Here is an 18,405-nt window from a genome sequence, read left to right as displayed (position 1 = left end):
CTCTCTAAAACCTTAGAAAAATGGCAATCAAAGCTTCCTCTATTACCCCAAAAACCGACCCTACACAATTTCAAAATCAAACCCTACTCGCTTGGAATCCAGACACCAAAAGTTTTGACTCTATTGCCAAAAGCGCGATCGCGCCCGGTAGTGCCAAGTGGACAAAAGTTACCACAATTGGTGGAGGTTGGGTTAACTCTGGTGCTGATTTTCCTGAATTGGCTTATTGTCTAGATGGCAATTTTATTCGGATTGCCGGAACACTTAAGAGTGGGACTCTTGGTGCTATCGTGTTGTTTACGCTTCCTCCCGATTGCAGACCTGATGTGGGCTGGAATATGCCAATTAGTTGCTCTGATGCCAGTGGGGCTGTGAAAACGGCTTACTTGTTTGTAGGTAAAGATGGCACGGTGGCACTTAATGCAACTGACAATGCGGCGGTTGGTCTGAATGTGTCTATCCCCAAAACGCGCTCTTTTTTCTAGATCGGGGGAAAGCAATATTTCTGGGTGATAGTGTCACTGAGGGATATTATGCCAGTACCCCACAAAAACGTTGGTCTACCTTGGTCGCTAGTGCCTTGGGATTAACAGAAATTAATGCAGGAATGGCTGGGACATCGTTGCAAAACTCCGACCCATCAGATTCCACTGTTGCCAATAATTTCCGCGATCGCTGTGCTTCTACGTCGTTTGGTAACAACGCTGGGCTCTTCTTTATCATGGGTGGTATTAACGACTGCTGGCATTCAGGCAGCATGAATGTTGATAACTTCCGAAATGATTTAGGCGAAATTGTCGAAGGGCGTTTAGCCTACGGTATGCGCCGAAACGACATCTTTGTTTTATCGCCTAGTTATGTTCGCCCCGGCATTTGGGCGACGCTAACAGGGGCGCTTGCTGGTGGTTCTGATGCGGAGTACGCTCAATTTCGTCAAGCTTCGGCAGCAATAGCGGCACAATACTCCACTAAATATGTGGATGTGTATAGCTTTATGGAGAGTAGAGGTGGTACTTCGCTGCTTCACAGTGACGGGATTCACCCTGTTGATGCTGGGCATCGTGCAATAGCAGATGCCGTAATAGCTGTGATGCAATCCTAATTTCACGTAATTATTCGCCTACACACTTTGGTCGTGTAGGCGAATTTTCTATTCTTATTTTTTTTATGGCTGAAACCAACGCAATCCTTAACTTCCAAGGAAAAGACGATGGCTTTTCCAAAATTCTTAATGCGGCGTCTGATGGATTCGATCGCCTAGCAGATGGCGTTGGTTCAGGTAAGGAAGAGTTAGCCAAATTAAGAGATGAATCGGGGTTATTTGAAAAAGCGTTTAAAGGGTTAACAGGTACCCTCCGAAAAGGTCAAGATACCTTTGACGCAGTTGGTGATGGGGCAGGCGCGATCGCGTCCTCATTTACTACTTCTGCCAAAGTCACTGATATCACCAACCAAGGGTTTGTCAAAATAGCCGCCTCGGCTCTGGGGTTGGGGAAGCAAGTTAGTTTTGTTAATACCGTCCTTGGTCCCTTGGGTGACCTGTGGCACGACGTTGACGATGCCCAGTCAGCAGTTGGTAAAGGTTTTGCGGTATTAAACGCGGTTAGCAAGCCGCTCATTGGTTCACTCAAAAGTGTTGCTGATTTTTCCGCCGATGTTGCCGATAAGTTAAGTGGTATGGGTGCGGCAGGTAGCGCCGCCGCCGGTGTATTTTTAGGCTTAAGTAAAACCCTAGGAAGTTTGGGGACTGGGGTCAAAATTGCCGACATTGCAGGTGATATGTATCGCCTCGTGGAGGCGACTAAAGAATTTGCCGAAGAACAGCTACCGGAACTCATTGACCAAGCCAAAAGTGCGGCGGAGATGTTTGACAAGCTTGGTGTCAAAACCATGCTATTTGGAGACAAGCTCAAAACCATCCGCACGATCGCGACTGCATTAAGCGCAGTAGGAAAAGGGGCGGTCAAGGAACTTGCACAACTCACTATTAAGTTTCTAGATTTCCGTGAACAGGTAAAGATGTTTACGGGCATGGCAACTGCCATACGTGATGCCTATTTACGCCTCAAGGGGTTAAATGAGGGGTTTGAAACCTTCCAGGCAATGGGGGTAGATACCTCAATGGCAGAACTTGCCGTACAAATTGGTGTTGTGGGGGAAGGGTTGCTCACCAATGCTGAAGCGGCAAAGAATTTCGCCAAGGTGACGGTTACAGCATTTGCCCAAGTTGAGGACAAATTGGCGTACCTCCAAACCCTAAGCACCGCTGCCGGCGAGGGAACTGGGAAGCTGTTTGCCAATATGCAGGTATTAACCAGTGGCCCACTCAAGAACCTCATTAGTAATGCCGATGCCGCGCAGGCAAGTTATTACGCGATGTCCGCTGGAGCCGACACCTTAGCCAAGTCCAATATGTTGATGACGGCGACCGGGAAAGCCGCTATTGCTGGACAAATTGACCAAGCCCAAGCCATTAATGCTGTTACCAACGCAATGGCTCCCATGAAAATCAACATGCGGGACACGGCGAAGGTATTAGGTCAGTTTGCGGCTACTACCGAAGTGGGTCAGCTGGATATGGGTAACCTCACCGGTGCCATTGGGGAACTATCCAGTGCGTCTTCAGCGGCAAATATTCCCTTGGAACAAACTTTGGGAATTTACGCCAAGCTCACCCAAACGGGACCCCCTGGGGAAGCGGCAACTCGGTTGGGAAATTTGCTACAAGACATCACCAACTTCTCCGGCCCTGCACAAGATGAGTTGGACAAGTTGGGGGTACGGATTGACAAATTCACCATCCAGCAGAAAGACTTACTCCCGGTATTGCAAGATTTGTACAAAAAAGCTGGCGGTAATATTCAAAGCCTGCGGAAAATCTTTGCCAATGATTACAGCTTTCAGGCGTTTTATAGCCTAGTACAGGATATCGAAGGTGCGGGGAAAACCATTGAGCAGGTCAGTGCAGCCGGTGCCGACAGTCTGGACAAGATGTTTGACAAGCGCCGTGAAAGCACCATGATGAAAGCTCAGGCGCTGATGAATGGCTTCAAGGGTGTTATGGAAGAGTTTGGGCAGCGCATGTTACCCATGCTCACCCCCTTTATCGACTTCCTCAATAACATGCTCGAACGGTTCAAGAATATGCCTGAGCCGATGAAGCAGTTTATTGCCGCATCAGCACTTACCGCGATCGGATTGAACAAGCTCACCGAGGTTGGGGGTACCTTCACCGGGATGCTATTCAACCTGGGGAAAATGTATCTCATGGCACGGGTGTCCTCCCTGTTGTGGTCGGGGCAACTGCTCAATGAGGGCAAAATCCTGCGGGATATGGTGGTCAACCAAAAAGACTACGCCGGCGCACTGATGCGGTTATTTGGCATCCAGCAGCAAGGTGCCAATGTGATGACCACTGTGGTAGCGGCTCAACAGGAGGCGGCTAAAGCTTCGGCATTAGGGAAACAGGCGGAAGATGCTCGTAGCAAAGCCACCACAGCCCAAGTGGCTGCCAGTAAGTTAGCCGAAAAAGCGGAAAAACTTAAAGCCACCGCAGTTACCCTATCTGCCGAAGCTGACCAAGCGGCAACAGTTGCCGCTGAACTAAGAGCTGAGGCAGAAGCGGCTGGGGGAGTGAATGCCAAACTGAATGCTGAAGCTGATGAAGCGGCAGCAGTATCTGCGCGATCGCGTGCGTTAGCTGATGAAGCAAGTGCTAAAGCGTCCCAAGCTCAAGCCGCCGCAGATTTAAAAACGGTAGAAGCTACTAAAGCTAACCAAGCGGCAAAAGACCTGGCTCATAACACCGACTTAGCTAATAAAAATGCTAGTATCCGTGCCTCCCAAGCGGCAGCGGCGGCTGAGGTGAGTTCGGCTAAACTTTCAGAAGCGGCTGTATTGGCACGGAGTAAAGCCAGTCAAGCGACTCAAGCCGCCTTAGATTTAGAAGCCGTTGCCGCAGAGAAAGCTGCGGTCGCAACAGCCGCCAAAGCCGCCGCTGATGAAGCTGGGGGAAATAATGCCCTACTTAATGCCAAAGCCATTGGAACTCAACAAGCCGCCCAAACAGCACAAGTTACAGCTAATAAGGCGGCAACGAAGGCGATTGAATTAAATAACGCTGCCACGATTGCTGAAACTCGTAGCATTGAAGCGGCAGCCTTGGCTCAAAGTACCAAAGCAGAGGCAGAACTCGCTACAGCTTTTGCCACCAAGAAAGCCACTGAAGCCACGGTGGAAAATACGGTTGTTACCGCCCAAAACAAAGCGGTAAGTCTTGCTGACGACACCTCAGTTACCACCATAGACTACGCTACTGGAGCTGTAGAAGCCAACTCTACTGCAACGGCTGCTAACACCGAAGTTAAAGCAGCTAACGCGGCAGTTTCCCTCGCTGATGATGACGAGTGGCAAACCCTGGAAGTGGTGAATGGGGTAGTTGAGGTAAACACGGCTCAAGTAGCGGCTAACACTGAAGTTAAAGCCGCTCATGCCGCTACCACGGCTGTTGACACCACCGCAGAAGCCGCAAGTTCTACCGCCACAGAGATTAATACTGAGGAAAAAGCCAAAAATACAACGGCTACCGTTGTTAATACCGAGGCACGAGGGTTATTAGGCAAGATAAATGCCTTTTTAACTGGAGAAATTAACTTACAAAACATTGCCATGTTTAAAAACACAATGGCAATGAAATCTAATGCTGGGGCAATTCAATCCACCTTAAAATTCACTGATATTTTTGCTAAGGGATTAAGTGCAGCGACAGATGGGCTAGCCGCTTTCACTGAAAAATTCAAAGCCATGCGCCAAGGTGCGGGTAAGTTTAGCCTTACTGACCTTGTGGCTGGGGGTAAACAGAATTTTACAGCCAGCATTGAAGCTGCTAAGACCGCTATCTCGTCTATCCCTGACTTAATTAAAGGGGGGTATACAAATGCTTTAGGTGCTGGCAAAAAAGCCACTGAGTTATTTGCAGGCTCCCTGAAAGGGGTTCAAGGTGGAGCTAAGGGATTTCTAGGTTTTTTGAACACCCTTCCCGGTTTATTAATTAATGGCGTTACTCCAGGGTTAGGGATGGCGGCCGGCGCAACCAGTTTTCTAACTGGTGCTATCTCAGCTTTATGGACAGCCTTAGCACCATTGCTCCCCATTGTTGTTGCCATTGGCGCTGCCATCACTGCATTTATGGTGTTCAAGGAAATTGGGCAAATGCTGGGTTGGGTAGGGTCTGAATTCTCCAAGACGGGCAAGGAGGTCAGCACTACCACAACAGAACTCCAGAAAATGCGGGAGGAACTGGGTAAGACTAAAGATGAGACAGCTAAGCCTGTTGAAAAAGATAAAGGTTGGCTTCACGAAACACTCAAGTATATTGGTCTAACTCGCGATGAAACCCAGAAATATACAGGGTTTTTAAATACGGTTGTATTCCCTTTATTAAACACAGCGGCTAACTTAATTACCCTCCCTTTTAGATTGGCTGGAGATGCCATTAAAGGGGTATTAAACCTATTCACAGGTGGTAAGGCTGGGAAAGCTATCGATGAACTTGGTAAAAAGGTCGGTGACGCAGGTAAGAAACTGGCTAACGCGATTACCTTTGGAAAGCTTGAAGAACAAATTAATAGCCTTGATGGTACAGTAAATGGCTTCTTCAAAATGGTCAAGGATGGCGCTCAAGAGATGATGGAGCGTCCCATGACTGAAGCGTTCCAAAAACAGGATGAATTTATCCAGAAGATGCTGTTAGACGGCAAAAAGCTGGAGTGGCAGACTGCTAAAGGTAAGATGGCTAGCGATAACGCTCAAAAGCTACTGGATAAAGCCAAAGAAGACGCAGTAAAGCGTGGAGCTAATGCGTTAGACAGTAAGATGTTTGACGATGTTACCAAGGCTAACAGAGAGGCGGTACAGGCGCAAACTAAGTTAAATGACGAAGCGGTACAACGGCTAACTAAACAACTCGAAGACCCTAAGATTAAAGAGGCGAGAAAAGCTCAGCTGCAAGTACAAGTTGACGCTTTAAATAAAGAAAGTGCAGCGTTAGACGAGAACCTTAAAAAGCAAGAGAAGTACCTACAAAACATCCAAGCGATCGCGGGTCGTATCGATGAAAACAACGCCAACTTAAGCAGTGACAATACCATCAAGAACCTCAAGACGCAGCAGGGGGACTTGATGAAATTAATGAAGGACTCTCCAGATGATTTAAAAGCTCGGTATAACGACTTATTTGGAGATATTGAGACGGGGATGAATAACACATCTACCATGCAGAGGAGGGTTAACAACCAATTAATAACCGGAATTAAAGACTTTTTAGATAACGCCAAAACCGCTAAGGATGTTTCTAGCGCCGAAGACTTGCAAAAAATGCAGCAAGAAGCCGATGCTGCCCAAGAACGGATTATGCAGGCGTTTGATAGTGGGGCTATTAGTCAGGAGTTGGCGCAAAAATTATTAAAGGAAATTGGGGATTTAGAGATAGATGTAGACACCCCAGATTTTAAATTTAAAGGCAGTATCTTAACCCCAGAGCAGCAACAATCTCTCATCGAAGCGGCGGGGAAAGTTGACCAAGGCATCATGGATCGCCGTGTGTCGGTCATTAATGAGGGGATTGAGAAGATTAATGCGGCTGAATCTCAGGGGTTGAAAACGGCTGGGCAAGCTCAAAAAGAGCGACTGAGACAACAAGCTGAAATTGACAAACTGCGGGTGGAAAATGCCAAAGCCACAGAAGCCCGGATATTGGAAGCGTATGGCGCAGAGTCCCCCCAGTACCTTAAGGCTCAGCAAGACCGCAGGGCAGCAGAACGGGCGTTAGATAAAACCAACTATGAGAAACGGCAGGCGGATGCTGACTACTACACCGATCGCAGGGTAAAAACAGAAGAACGCGCAATTGCCAAAATTAAATCCCTTGTTGACCAGCAAAAACTTACTGAAGGGCAAGGCGCGATCGCGACGGCTGAACGGGAAGCCAAAATCAACGACGAAAACGTTGCACGGCTCAAGAAACGTCTTGCTGATATGAGCGATACAACCAGTGACGCTTATAAAGACCTCCAAGCGCAACTGGAGCAGCTTGAAACAGACGGGGTAACCAAGCGCTTACAAATTCGCCGCCAGAAGGAAGACTATGCCTTAGAACGTCGAGTCAAGGTACACCAAGACGCGATCGCGGAACTCCAGCACGCGGAAACCACCTTCATGAAGACGCAAGGGGAGGTGCAAATTGCCACGCTTCAGAAGGAGCAGGAAATTTCCAAAGAGCGGTTAAAGCTTGCCCTACAACGCTTGGAAGAAATTCGTAAAGCCAGTGGGGAAAATAGCGATGTTTATAAAGACCAAGCGCGGGAGGTACGGGCGCTAGAGCGTGACATTGAGGCTAAAGCCTTCCAAGAGCGTAGGGCGAAGGAAGACTACGCCTTAGACCGCAGGGTGAAGAAACATGAAGAGGCGATTGAGAAAATCCAAGCAGCTGAGCAACTGTTCCTCAAAACCCAAGGTCAAGCCCAGCAGGAAACGTTAAAGCAAGAAATAGCCATTAACAACGAGCGCCTCAAGCTTGCCCGCACTCGACTGGCTGACATTGGTAAACGCGCTGGGGTGAAGAGTGATGTTTACCAAGACCAGTTGCGGGAGGTTAACAAGTTAGAGCGGGATAGCCTCGTTAAGCGCTTCCAGTTACAGCGATCAATGGAAGATTACGCCCTGGATCGTCGGGTAAAAGTGCATGAAGAGGCGATCGCGGAAATTGCGCTATCTGAAAAACTCCTCCAGCGCACTCAGTTCGAGGCAGGGCAAGAAACGTTAAAACAGGAATTAGCCATTAATGCCGAGCGGCAGGTGCTAGCCCGAAAACGGTTAGAAGACCTCCGTAAACGCGCTGGGGAAAACTCCGACACCTTTATCGACCAGCAGCGGGCGCTCCGAGCATTGGAGCGAGAGCAGATTGAGAAGTCGTTCCAGCTCAAAATGCAAGCGGTAGTTCATGAATTGGAAGTGCAGCAGCAACGCATCACCAACCAAGTGGAAGCACAAAACCAAGCTTATAAAGCTCAGCTCAACCAAATTGACCAAATTACCGCTAAGATGCAGCTCCAACAGGAGCTAGCCGAGTCTCGTAACACCTTACTCCAAGCTGGGGTGCAGGGATTGGAACAGCAGCTTGATGGGATTGGGAAACTTGCCTCTGATGAACGGCTAAGTGCCCAACTGCAAGCCGTCTCCGCTCAAGCTCGGTTAGACGCTTTGGGTAAGGCTCAAGCTTTTGAACGGGATAACTTAAAGCGTGGGGAAGCCACCAAAAAGCTAGCCCTGGATAGGCAGAAAATCGAACTTCAAAGTAACAAACTTGCTAACCAACGCGCGATCGCGGAGGAGAATATTAACTTCCGCAGGCTGCAAGCCACGCAAAAGGTGACAGCGGAACAGGTGGAGCAGCACCGCTTAGCCTTATCTAACTTGCAGCAACAAGATACCGTCTACCAAAATCAGGAGGAAAACCTCAACGAGCAAATCGCCGCCCAAGCTGAACTCAATCAAAATGCCCGTGAGGAGCAGGACATCCGTCAGCGTCAGGCCAAAGATGGGGGTGTGATGGATGTGCTGTTAGCCAAACAGCAGGAGATGACAGCCCAAATTGAGAAAGAGAAATCGGCACTCGAAAAACGTAACGAAGTTAATAAAGCTCGTAACGACGCCTACGCCGGACAACTCAGCATCCTTTCCCAAACCACCAATAGTGAGCGGAAACAGCGCGACATAGCAGCCGCGATCGCAGCGATTAAACTCAACTCCCTGGCTCAGCAGCAGGAAGGTGAGCGCAAAGTTTTGGAAATGCAAATCAAGCAGCGTGAAGCCGTACTGGAGCAGGAAAAATCCCGTATCCGGATGATGGAGGCTGAGAACAAGTCTAGGCTTGCTGAAGCGAAAGAACGGGTGATTACCGCGATCGCGGAAGGGAAAAGCACGGAGCAAATCCAAGCTCGGTTAGATGCCTTAAAAGGGTATGCCGAAGCCAGTGCTGCCATTAAAGGCGCTGGACAGGCACTGGAAGCACGGGGTAAGTATGAAGCTCAGTTGTCAAAGTATGAATTAGCTGGACAGGCAGCTCAACAAATACAGGAGGGTCAACAAGCCAAACTCGAACTCGCTCAAAACCTCCCGATAGGTCAACAACGTGAGCTTAAAGAGTTTATCCAAGGGGAGGTGTTCAACCAGTTAGGGGTGGGTTGGGGCAACATTGAATCGATGGGGCGTAATGCTGCCTACAATTCAATGGCTCAAGGGTATGACCGTCGTAGCGCTTTCCCTGCCCTCACTCCCCTAGAAGCGCCTAAGCCTGTAGACTATGAGGCACTGCGGAAAGATGCTTTGGCTCAACTCAATGAGTTTGTAGTACCTCAGCGCAGCGCCACACCTCAACAAGCTAAACAGGTGGAAGCGGAGAAGTCGCGGATTGAGGCGTTGCAAAAAACCGTGGACGCGATCGCAAAGCGTCAGCCCAATCAACTCGATCAACAAAACACCTTCAACATACATTTGCCTGCTGGCAGTAGCACCGAGCAGGCAAAAAGTTTGGAAGAACCGTTAATTAAATTGCAAATGGATATTTGGCAGGGAGTGAGGAAAGAGTTGGGGCTTTGACAACTACTAGTTGTCAGCCAACAAACAAGTCTGTAGCAACAGCGTACAGCTGCTCAACTACACCCAACTCTTCAGCAATATCTAACGGTTTCTTTTTCCCATTGTTCTTCGCTCTCTGGTATAAATCTGTTCTGTATCTGTCGCGGAACTCTCGATACAGTCGCGCATACACTTCCTGATAGCCCAACCCCTTAGCGACAACAAAGTCAGCTACAAGGCGGCGAATTTTTGCCCTAGTTCCCAACTCCTCAGCTTCTACTGATGGGGATTCAAGGGTGTTGAGGTCTGCTATCGCCTCATCTCGAATCTGCTCAAACTGAGTTAAACGTGCATCCTGTTGTGCTAACTGAGATTGTAGAGATTGGACTTGAATGCCTTGCTGCTGGCACATAGACGCGATTGCCAACATTATTTGTTGGTTCTGTGCCAGCATCTCCTGCATTTTGGATTGCATATCAGCAAGCTGTAAGACCAACAGATCCGACCCTGTGGTGGTTATGTCTCGACCTTCTAGCTTCGCAATCATCAATCGGGCGGCATCTTCCCGATAAGCTCTGCCTACAGCACCAGGAAGCAGTCCAATTAGATATAACGTATCTTGCTTGGACGTTGTGGGTGTAAGCCGCTGCCCTCTTCCCTCAAATTGAAAGTCCTCACATTTTGTGAGAAGTTCTGGATGCGCCACACACAAGCGCTTCCAGACCTCATGAGGGTTTTTCTGATTACCAATAACGCATATTACGTCATACACGCTATGACGCCCAAAAGGCGTTACTCTGATTTCACCGTATTCAGAAAGTGCTAAATTAGACATTCGTTGTCAATCCTTGTTGATAACACCCAATCGCGCTCGTGGACTCTCCAATATCGACGAGCGCGATTCTAGGTAAAAGTCTCAGTCTTCAATCACGATCAAATCTTCTAGGGTAACTAGTTGCCCAGACAGCTCAGAGCAAATTCTAGTCAGTTTCACTAGGTTATCAAAATCACCTTTTTCCAGCTTTCCCTCAAGCGCTCTGGTGAGTGTATGCCTTGTTAGCTCAAGCTTTGTTCCTTTAAAACGCTCGAATACTGAATTTACGGAAACTGGTTTCCCAGCTTCGTCGTGAGGCCACCATTTGGAAATGTCTGCGTATACTCTCACCAAACAGATACTCAATCTGATATCTCCATTACTGTACGTCAATTCATTGATTATAGATTAACTGATAATCTGTGTATTGACAATCAGTAAGCAGGATGTAAATATAAATCAAAAGCGATCGCGCACAGCCCTAGAAAACTTACGCGATCGCAGGTCACTCGCATGGAGATAACTTATTATGCCAAACCGAAATGGCGATCAAGTGGAGGAAACGGACGAAACAACTGACTATGACAACTCAGATTTGTTTGAAGCGCCTGGAACAGAGCCGCCAGGGCAAGAATCGTTGTGGGAGATAACTGAAACCACACAGCCTAGTTACTAAGTCGTTTTAGGGCGGGAATATCCGCCCTTTAGACAAGGAAATCGCAATGCTAGTCAGAATTAATGGCGATCATCGCTTATTCACTATCAAATACCAAATAGGTGAAACAGTCACCTTAACAACCTTTTTCCCTACATATTTACCTAATGGCGGGGCTATTTTTGAGAATTACGTGGTGCATGTATCCCAGATCATGGCACATTCGTTTGCACCAGAGGAGTTAACTGCCGATTTTAATTTTCAGGTAGGCGCTAGAGTGAGATACATCGGGGATGCTATCGCTATCCAAAATTCCTTGCAAGGACGACACCTGACAATCCATTCGATTGGGCTGAAAGATATAGCCTGCATTAGAGACGATGAAACACACCTACGCTTCTTTCGACCATCAACGCTCGAATTGATTGAGGAAGAAACGTTAGAAGCGCTGTGAGCAAGAAGGAGGGGATAACCCCTCTTTTTTGTATCTGTTACCCAGTAAACACCCCAAAATCCTGAGATGCTGCGCTCCTATAATCTTGGGTTTTGCGCTAACCACTCCTCAAGCGCTTGCGCCGTCAGGTCGCCCATATCCTGCTCAAGTTCTACTGACAACGCCTTGAGCCGCTTATACAAATCTTTAGGTAGGTAGAAGTTCGCCTTGACATATTCATCGCTATTACGCTTGGCAACCTTCATCTCTTCCGGTGGTGGGGCGTCAGCTCGACGTGAGGCCATTAGGTCTGAAAACTTACTCTCACTCTTTTTCTTAGCCACAAATTTCCTCTCCCACAGAAGCATAAGATTCCCAAGCACCACGAGCGTAGGCGTTTTTTATTTGATTTACGGGCACACCTTCCAACGCGGCCTTTTCAAATACTGCCAGTCGCCGGATACCTGTTTTAAATAGTGGCAACCCTTCTTCAGAAAACGCTTTACGTGCATCATGCCCCGCTGTTTGAGGGGGAGGAGGAATCAGGGTGAGGAGGATTTTGTATCGGGTCTGTAGACTATGCAGCACATCCACCATCTGAACCGTTGCATCAACCGCCAACGCCGATGGTGCCGTTGGCAGCACCAACAAATCACAACCTTGAGAGAGAACCTTCAAATCTTCGGCACTGGGGCGAGCTGGGGTGTCAATAATAATGTGTTCAAATTGGCGGCTAAACTTTGCCGCCAGCCTTTCATCCACTACCTTAAAATCCACCCGCCCACGCTTCGCCCACTCCACAGCAGAGCGATTAGCATCCCCATCTACCAACAACGTGGGGGATAGGGCGTGGAAGTATTCAGCCAAATGGAAGGCGGTGGTTGTTTTTCCCACCCCTCCCTTAAACGACGCGATTGTCACTATCATATTGAAATCCCATAATCCCAAGATTGTAAACTACTTGGGATTATGGGATTATACACAACGATTGAGTTTGACAACTATTAGTTGTCAGCCGATGGTGAATCCTGCGGCATTACGATGCCCGTCACCACCAAACTGACGCGCGATCGCGGCAACATCAAAATTATTCCCCTTGCTGTTTGACCGCAGCCCCCACTTCACAGACGTATCTTCCCCGTAGTAGCAAGCCGTGAACGGTGCATCTGGGAATTGGTTGTACAAGTGTTGGCAGACTTCCGACGTTGCCCAAGCGTCTTTTTGCTGAAGGTGGACGACGGGGATGTTGTAGCCTGCCAGCTCTTTCCACTCAAACTGCGCCGCCAAGGTTTCTATCTGTCGCGCCCGTTGTTCTACTTCCTGTTTGCCCATGTTGGAGAGCAACCAGATAAGCTCATCTTGGGTAAGAGTCGAAAGCACATCAAACACCTCGAACGTTCTTCCTAACTTCCCAACAGCAGCATGAATCTCCTTGGTGTAGGGAAGTTTGTGCTGCCACCGATCGCGATCGTCTATGTACCACAGGAAAGCGGGTACTGGTTCATCAGGGTGGAAGTATTCCCAAGTCAACACAGCCCCACACTTCGAGTTGTCAAACTTGATAATGTCTGACAACGGGGCATAACCCAAGAGTGCTTCCATCTTGTCCTTGTGGTGGTCGATGAGGGTCACTTCGCACCCACGATCGCGCCACGCTTCCAGTATGGGTATATCAAAACTGAAATCGACAATGTACACGCGATCGCCCTCCTGAGGAATATCAAACTGAGGGGGAACCTCACCTTTACTGCCATAACAGCAGCCAATGTACTCGGCTTCGTTTCCTAAGGCTGTACGTGCTGCCCAAGCGCTAGCTATCCCATCGGGGCAGGGCGTCTTCGTAGACATCATGTGATAGAAAACAATTGTTTTCCTTTTCATATAATCCAAGCTCCTGATTTCGATTCGGACAGAGTGCCTTCAATCTCACACTCTTTGTAAAGGTTCTCAACCTCTAAATCTTCTAGATCAACAAGGACAGATTCGGCGTATTCTTTAGCTTTGGGATGCTCAGAAATTAGTAATTCGATCGCAAGTTTTGCTTTACTAAAAACAGGTAGCATCGCAAATAGCTTGTCAATGCCATCTGATGAGGATTTGCCAAGCGCGATCGCGGCTTCCCAAGTTTCAGGGTGTAAGGTTACAGAGTTTCTAACCTTACTTTTGGTTTTGTTTTTATGACTACGGGGATTTGTACCCCGCAGGTTGCCAGACTTATTGGGCTTTGGTAGTTTACTGGATGATGACATCAGCTTATAAAAATCCTTTTGTAAGCTTCCTGTAACCCATTTTCTATATCCATTAGACTTAAGTCTTTTTCGTAGTCAAAGAAAATGGCAGCCCAACGTTGAGCTGATTCTAGATTTTTTTGCAATTGATGGGGTTCGTGAGGGTGAATAATAACAATTGTTCCGGGGCTTTGGTGTTCGTCACTGATTCCCTCTTGGCGAATCAAAAACCCTTCATTGTGAACAATTAAAAGCGCAGAGCGTCTTGCGTTACTTTCATCTTCATGTATTCCAGTCCCCGTAGAATACATTCCGCCAGTTGCAATCCTAAAATCACTTGGATTTGATTCTACGCTAAAAGTTGCCAAATTGTCGTCATCAATCATATTTTCTTCCCAGAGTGAAAGATGATTGATAGTTGAAGAGATTTCAATTTCACTCATCCATTGTCGTTTCGGAGAATGCAAATTAGGTATAGAACAAGAGGAATCTTTTATTTTGTGTTCTTTTCTCCAACCATCTTCATACCTTACATATTGATTTCCTGACCAAGAAATCCCAATTAGTAAGATGTTTTCTGTATCTGCAATTCTATGCCAAGGGCGTTCATCATTCATGTATCCTTGCAGATTAGAATGACAACCTTTACCTCTTGCCATGTACAAACCATGCTTTGCCATAACTTACACCAGAGCTAAGTTGCAATTTGGATTTTCACTTGCTAATTCAGCCATCTTTACCCAAAACTCTTCACATCCGTTTTGCTTAGGTCGCCACGCCTTGGCAAAACCTTTTTCGATTGCTGCGTTAATTAGACTTGAACCAATGCCTTTACCTTGAAAACTGTCTAAGACTTCAATAACGACAGTGCGCCCACAATAGCCAACACCGAGAAAGCCAACGAGTTTACCGTTATCGCTTGCCAGAAAATAAGCTTCTATTTCATCTTGTGAAATGTAGTGTTCATACATCAAAGAAAAATTTGAGAAGATTTCATCCATGATTGGATTATCGAAAGCCTCTATAGTTTTGTCATGCAGAACGATTGTGTATGTCATTGTTGTTTACCTCGTGTTTTCTTACCTGTTTCTATAGTAACACATTTGAAAGAAATAACATCTTTCAAATGTGTTGGGGGCTAGTTTTCGTTGCTCATGTTGAGTGCTGCTGCTAGCTGTTGCTTCTCCAACTCCAGCGATCGCGCAGCTTCAACTAACCCATCCTTCTCAGCCCGTTTTGCCGCCAGAGCATCTTTGAGCTTGGAAAGCGTTTCTCGTTGCTTGGTTAGGTTGTTGTTTTTATGCACTTCCAAATCTAAGATTTCATCATGGGCGTTGATTAGGTTACGGATGAGACGTAGCTGGGAGGTGCGAAACTCCACAGGACGACGGGCGACCTGTCCTTTAAGCCACATTGTTACATTCACCTTTTCCCTGAACTCGTGCAACATACACCACAGCTCAAATCCACCGAAATACCCAATGTGCCACTGCTTGCCGTTGTTCTCCCTGAACCGCAGTTCTAAGGCAAACATATCCACCTTCTGCTGGATATGTTTATCAGCAAGATGTTTGGCTTGGTTGGCTGTTGGGTAGGAGAGAAGACATAGCGGCGCGATCGCGTCACTCAAACACAATGCCATCTTGAACTGTGGCTTCTTAAACTTACCCTTACCCCGCTCCACAAAACTCATACCAACATGTAGGGCATCATCCACCTGACAGACAAACATGTCACCATCCACGCAATGAACGTGCGATCGCGCTGTCTCAATGTCCGGAACAATATTGGCTAACTCCAACTCCAGTGTGTTGATGCGGCGATCGGCGTCTTTGATGCTGCCGTGTAAGCGGTTCAGGTCAGTGATGCACAAAGCTGACTTGGCCTTAGCCTTATCCAACTCTGCCGCGCAATCCACATACCGCAAGATACGCTCATCACCTGAACTATGGGCTTTGAGCTTCATGTACATCTCAACTTGGTTGTTATCCTCAACAACCCGCCTTACCGTTGGGTCACCACGCAAGATGTCTTCCCGCACCTTAACCTTCTTCTCCAATAACTGAAGTTCAAAGGCATTTGCTCCAAAATTACCCGCCTTACCCCGCGTCAGATATTGGTAGATAAGAACCGTTGGATTCTCATTGCCGAAGCGAATAGCGCGACCTAACCGTTGCTCGTACTGGTCAGGACGACGGGGAATGTCAATTAAGTGAACCACCTTCACCTTCTTCTGAACATTCACCCCAATTCCCATCGGCTCGGTTGAACCGAATAAGACCCGAATTTCGCCAGCGTTCACCTTGTCAAACAGTTCGGCTTTATCCTCATCGTCGGGGTAGTCGTGGATGAATGCCATTTCAGCATCTGGTATTCCGCGATCGCGTAACTCCTGCCGCATCCAGTCATAGATACAGAACTTAGCACTACCACCCGGTGTCCCCACATCGAGAAACACTAACTGGGTAGACTTATTTTTAGCTGTTAGCTTCCACCACCTGTGTATCCGGCGTACAGCTTGGGAGATTTTGTCTCCAGTGTCTATCGGTAGTTCTGGGTCGAGCAACTGGGGAGCAATCATCAGGTTGCGAGACTCAGAGCAGATTTTGAAGAAATTATCGATAATGACCCCAACGTTTAACCCATGCGCTTGCGCCACCTCAACATCAAAGATGGGGTCACCAGATAAAGGGTGATAGAGCCGCTTTTCATCCTCATCCAGTAAGCAACCATCCTTATCCTTGGCAGGCCACTTCAACGGGTTACGCTTGGCGATCATGTCATACCGTCGCTGGATGTAATCCATATAGTTAAGCTGCCAGTCAGACAGGTGGCAACTTACTTTCTTGTGTCGAGGTTTTGGGCGAATAAACCCAGCTTGACCAGCAACATCGTCAAACCGCTTGATATGACAACTACTGAGCCACATCTGCAACAACTCTGGTAAGTTAACAAACTCACAGAAGCGATCGGTGATGCGTAAACCACCATCAGCTTTAAACTCTGCCTCACTCACCACGCGACCAAAGTTCATCGCCCAAGCATCGAAGTGTGCCAGCCCCCGCTTCTCCAACTCTTCTGGATGCAGGTAGCGCTGATACACAAACACCCCAACCATCGAATTGGTTGGCTCAGGTGTGCCGGTGGACAGCCACAAGAATCCTTGTTTATGGCGATCACGCATGTAGGCAAGCTTCAGTTCAAAGTCCTGCGCCCGTGCTGACTCAGAGATGTTAATCCCCGTCACCTGTAGCTTAGTTGCTACAAATGCATTCTTATATTTCTGCGCTTCATCAATAATCAAAATGCAAGGGTCTAAATCCTCGTAGTAGATGCCAGAGTCTTTGGCTTTGTTGAGTGTGTCGATGCGATCTCGTATCTTATTTCGCATCTCCTCCAACTTCTTAACAATCCGGTTGCCTCGCTTCTTCCCCTTGCTCTTGGCGGTTTCACCCAATTCATACAGGCGAAACAGCTCCATCTCCACGACTTCAAGCTGTTTCTCAATGTACACCCGCTCGGTTTGAGCCTTAACCGGGATTTTGTTAAAACTCTCGTGGGTCAGTATCACGGCATCCCAATCCCACAATGCCGCCTTAGCCAACAGACGCTGACGGTTACCCGCCGAGCAGTCCTCCGGCGTGGCGCACAGTACCTTAGCGTCTGGAAACGTCTCTCGAAAAGCCTGCTCGAACTGCTTAAGAGTAGAACGCTGAACCACAAATAGCGCTTTTTTGCTAGTTTTATAAAATCGCCGCAACATTGCTGCGGCTATAAGCGACAGACTCTTACCTAGACCTACCTCAAGTCCTAATAACGTATTCCCCCCTACGCACATCCGCCAGATGGAATCGAGCTGATAGGGACGTAGTTTATTGACCCAAGCAGGAGCCATCCCCGCTGCCAGTAAATGCTCACGCAAGTGCGCACCTTTCCCGTCCCAGTTGGGGAGAACTGTGCGATTGATTTTGGTGTTGTAGATTTTTTCGAGTTGTTCGCCGCGATCGCCTTCACGACACCAGTTGGCAAACATCAACTGCAACTCTTCCTGCTTCGCTACTGCCTTAGCCGTCTCAGCTTGGTCTTTCTTGTTAGGCGCTTCTTTGGACTTCTTGACACTAACCGATGGAGCTTTAAATAGTAGTGCCATTGTAAACAGCCCATCTTCAGGCTTTTTGCTAACTGCCGTATACCAATCGGTAACGGTATACCCTTGACTATCACAGGTCTGCCAACAGAACCCGTACCTTTTGTTAGCCTCCCCTTCCCCACTGGTTTTAAGCTGAGTTTCCCACGTCCCTGCCAGTGGAGAGTAGAAGAACTGCACCCGTTCTTCAAACATCTCCCAGCAAAACTCTTCGTAATACTCAACGGGAATCCACGTAGCACCGATTCTGATGTCAACCAACCCAATAGATACAGTGTCCGGAATAGCTGCTGTTAGCGCCTCCACCTCCCGCAAATAAGATGGGTCGTAGATGGAAGCGTCTTTAGCCGCTTCCAATTTGGCATGGATATCACCGCTCAAGAACTCTTGAGCGTCTACAATTTGATAAGACATTGCCGTTACCTCGTGATGTTTACGTGAAAAACCCCGCTCGGAATGCAGCCGAGCGGGGTTTTTCAATTCAGGTTGCGT

The 18,405-nt window shown here is 47.8% G+C and carries 13 protein-coding genes; 5 read left to right on the top strand and 8 right to left on the bottom strand.

What is annotated here, in order from left to right; all coding sequences use genetic code 11:
* Positions 1–20 precede the first annotated feature (20 nt).
* From V6C93_RS14390 to V6C93_RS14380, 3 genes are all read left to right on the top strand, one after another.
* Positions 21–485, top strand: a complete 465-nt coding sequence (locus tag V6C93_RS14390; RefSeq protein WP_333477350.1) for a hypothetical protein — start codon at positions 21–23, stop codon at positions 483–485.
* A 14-nt stretch (positions 486–499) separates the two neighbouring features.
* Positions 500–1,102, top strand: coding sequence for an SGNH/GDSL hydrolase family protein (locus tag V6C93_RS14385; RefSeq protein ID WP_333477451.1), 603 nt, complete (start codon positions 500–502; stop codon positions 1,100–1,102).
* A 65-nt stretch (positions 1,103–1,167) separates the two neighbouring features.
* Positions 1,168–9,657: a hypothetical protein gene (locus V6C93_RS14380; protein ID WP_333477349.1), complete on the top strand. Its 8,490-nt coding sequence runs from the start codon at positions 1,168–1,170 to the stop codon at positions 9,655–9,657.
* Positions 9,658–9,670: 13 nt separating this feature from the next.
* On the opposite strand, the gene V6C93_RS14375 is transcribed toward V6C93_RS14380, so the two are convergent.
* Positions 9,671–10,471 carry a hypothetical protein gene (locus tag V6C93_RS14375; RefSeq protein ID WP_333477348.1) on the bottom strand — a complete coding sequence of 267 codons (801 nt, stop codon included), beginning with the start codon at positions 10,469–10,471 and terminating at the stop codon, positions 9,671–9,673.
* Positions 10,472–10,979: 508 nt separating this feature from the next.
* Here V6C93_RS14375 and V6C93_RS14370 point away from each other — a divergent pair.
* Entirely contained in the window at positions 10,980–11,126 is a 147-nt protein-coding gene (locus tag V6C93_RS14370; protein ID WP_333477347.1) for a hypothetical protein, read from the top strand.
* A 46-nt stretch (positions 11,127–11,172) separates the two neighbouring features.
* On the top strand, positions 11,173–11,559 hold the full coding sequence (locus tag V6C93_RS14365) for a hypothetical protein (RefSeq protein ID WP_333477346.1): 387 nt from the start codon (positions 11,173–11,175) through the stop codon (positions 11,557–11,559).
* 77 nt (positions 11,560–11,636) lie between these two features.
* Here V6C93_RS14365 and V6C93_RS14360 read toward each other — a convergent pair whose 3' ends face one another.
* The 7 genes from V6C93_RS14360 to V6C93_RS14330 form a co-directional block, all read right to left on the bottom strand.
* Positions 11,637–11,882: a hypothetical protein gene (locus V6C93_RS14360; protein ID WP_333477345.1), complete on the bottom strand. Its 246-nt coding sequence runs from the start codon at positions 11,880–11,882 to the stop codon at positions 11,637–11,639.
* Positions 11,875–12,465: a ParA family protein gene (locus tag V6C93_RS14355; protein ID WP_333477344.1), complete on the bottom strand. Its 591-nt coding sequence runs from the start codon at positions 12,463–12,465 to the stop codon at positions 11,875–11,877. The genes V6C93_RS14360 and V6C93_RS14355 overlap by 8 nt, the downstream gene beginning before the upstream one ends.
* An 84-nt stretch (positions 12,466–12,549) precedes the next feature.
* Entirely contained in the window at positions 12,550–13,419 is an 870-nt protein-coding gene (locus V6C93_RS14350) for a DHHA1 domain-containing protein (RefSeq protein WP_333477343.1), read from the bottom strand.
* The gene (locus tag V6C93_RS14345; RefSeq protein WP_333477342.1) at positions 13,416–13,787 is read right to left on the bottom strand and encodes a hypothetical protein; all 372 of its coding nucleotides are present in this window, start codon (positions 13,785–13,787) and stop codon (positions 13,416–13,418) included. Before V6C93_RS14345 ends, V6C93_RS14350 begins: the two co-directional genes overlap by 4 nt.
* A complete protein-coding gene (locus V6C93_RS14340) occupies positions 13,787–14,446 on the bottom strand; it encodes a hypothetical protein (protein ID WP_333477341.1) in 660 nt (219 codons plus the stop codon). The genes V6C93_RS14345 and V6C93_RS14340 overlap by 1 nt, the downstream gene beginning before the upstream one ends.
* A gap of 3 nt (positions 14,447–14,449) precedes the next feature.
* The gene (locus tag V6C93_RS14335; protein ID WP_333477340.1) at positions 14,450–14,824 is read right to left on the bottom strand and encodes a GNAT family N-acetyltransferase; all 375 of its coding nucleotides are present in this window, start codon (positions 14,822–14,824) and stop codon (positions 14,450–14,452) included.
* 80 nt (positions 14,825–14,904) lie between these two features.
* Complete coding sequence (locus V6C93_RS14330; RefSeq protein ID WP_333477339.1) at positions 14,905–18,327, bottom strand: helicase-related protein; 3,423 nt, start codon at positions 18,325–18,327, stop codon at positions 14,905–14,907.
* Between the last annotated feature and the right edge of the window lie 78 nt (positions 18,328–18,405).

The organism is Allocoleopsis sp., from assembly GCF_036703385.1.
Lineage (GTDB): Bacteria > Cyanobacteriota > Cyanobacteriia > Cyanobacteriales > Coleofasciculaceae > Allocoleopsis.
Note: the sequence above shows the minus strand (reverse complement) of the source record. Positions and strands in the feature narration are given on the sequence as shown.

Excerpts from the sequence above, each read along its gene's own strand:
- V6C93_RS14390 (WP_333477350.1), top strand. The coding sequence starts at position 21 with ATGGCAATCAAAGCTTCCTCTATTACCCCAAAAACCGACCCTACACAA.
- V6C93_RS14380 (WP_333477349.1), top strand. The coding sequence starts at position 1,168 with ATGGCTGAAACCAACGCAATCCTTAACTTCCAAGGAAAAGACGATGGC.
- V6C93_RS14375 (WP_333477348.1), bottom strand. The coding sequence starts at position 10,471 with ATGTCTAATTTAGCACTTTCTGAATACGGTGAAATCAGAGTAACGCCT.
- V6C93_RS14370 (WP_333477347.1), top strand. The coding sequence starts at position 10,980 with ATGCCAAACCGAAATGGCGATCAAGTGGAGGAAACGGACGAAACAACT.
- V6C93_RS14365 (WP_333477346.1), top strand. The coding sequence starts at position 11,173 with ATGCTAGTCAGAATTAATGGCGATCATCGCTTATTCACTATCAAATAC.
- V6C93_RS14355 (WP_333477344.1), bottom strand. The coding sequence starts at position 12,465 with ATGATAGTGACAATCGCGTCGTTTAAGGGAGGGGTGGGAAAAACAACC.
- V6C93_RS14350 (WP_333477343.1), bottom strand. The coding sequence starts at position 13,419 with ATGAAAAGGAAAACAATTGTTTTCTATCACATGATGTCTACGAAGACG.
- V6C93_RS14345 (WP_333477342.1), bottom strand. The coding sequence starts at position 13,787 with ATGTCATCATCCAGTAAACTACCAAAGCCCAATAAGTCTGGCAACCTG.
- V6C93_RS14340 (WP_333477341.1), bottom strand. The coding sequence starts at position 14,446 with ATGGCAAAGCATGGTTTGTACATGGCAAGAGGTAAAGGTTGTCATTCT.
- V6C93_RS14335 (WP_333477340.1), bottom strand. The coding sequence starts at position 14,824 with ATGACATACACAATCGTTCTGCATGACAAAACTATAGAGGCTTTCGAT.
- V6C93_RS14330 (WP_333477339.1), bottom strand. The coding sequence starts at position 18,327 with ATGTCTTATCAAATTGTAGACGCTCAAGAGTTCTTGAGCGGTGATATC.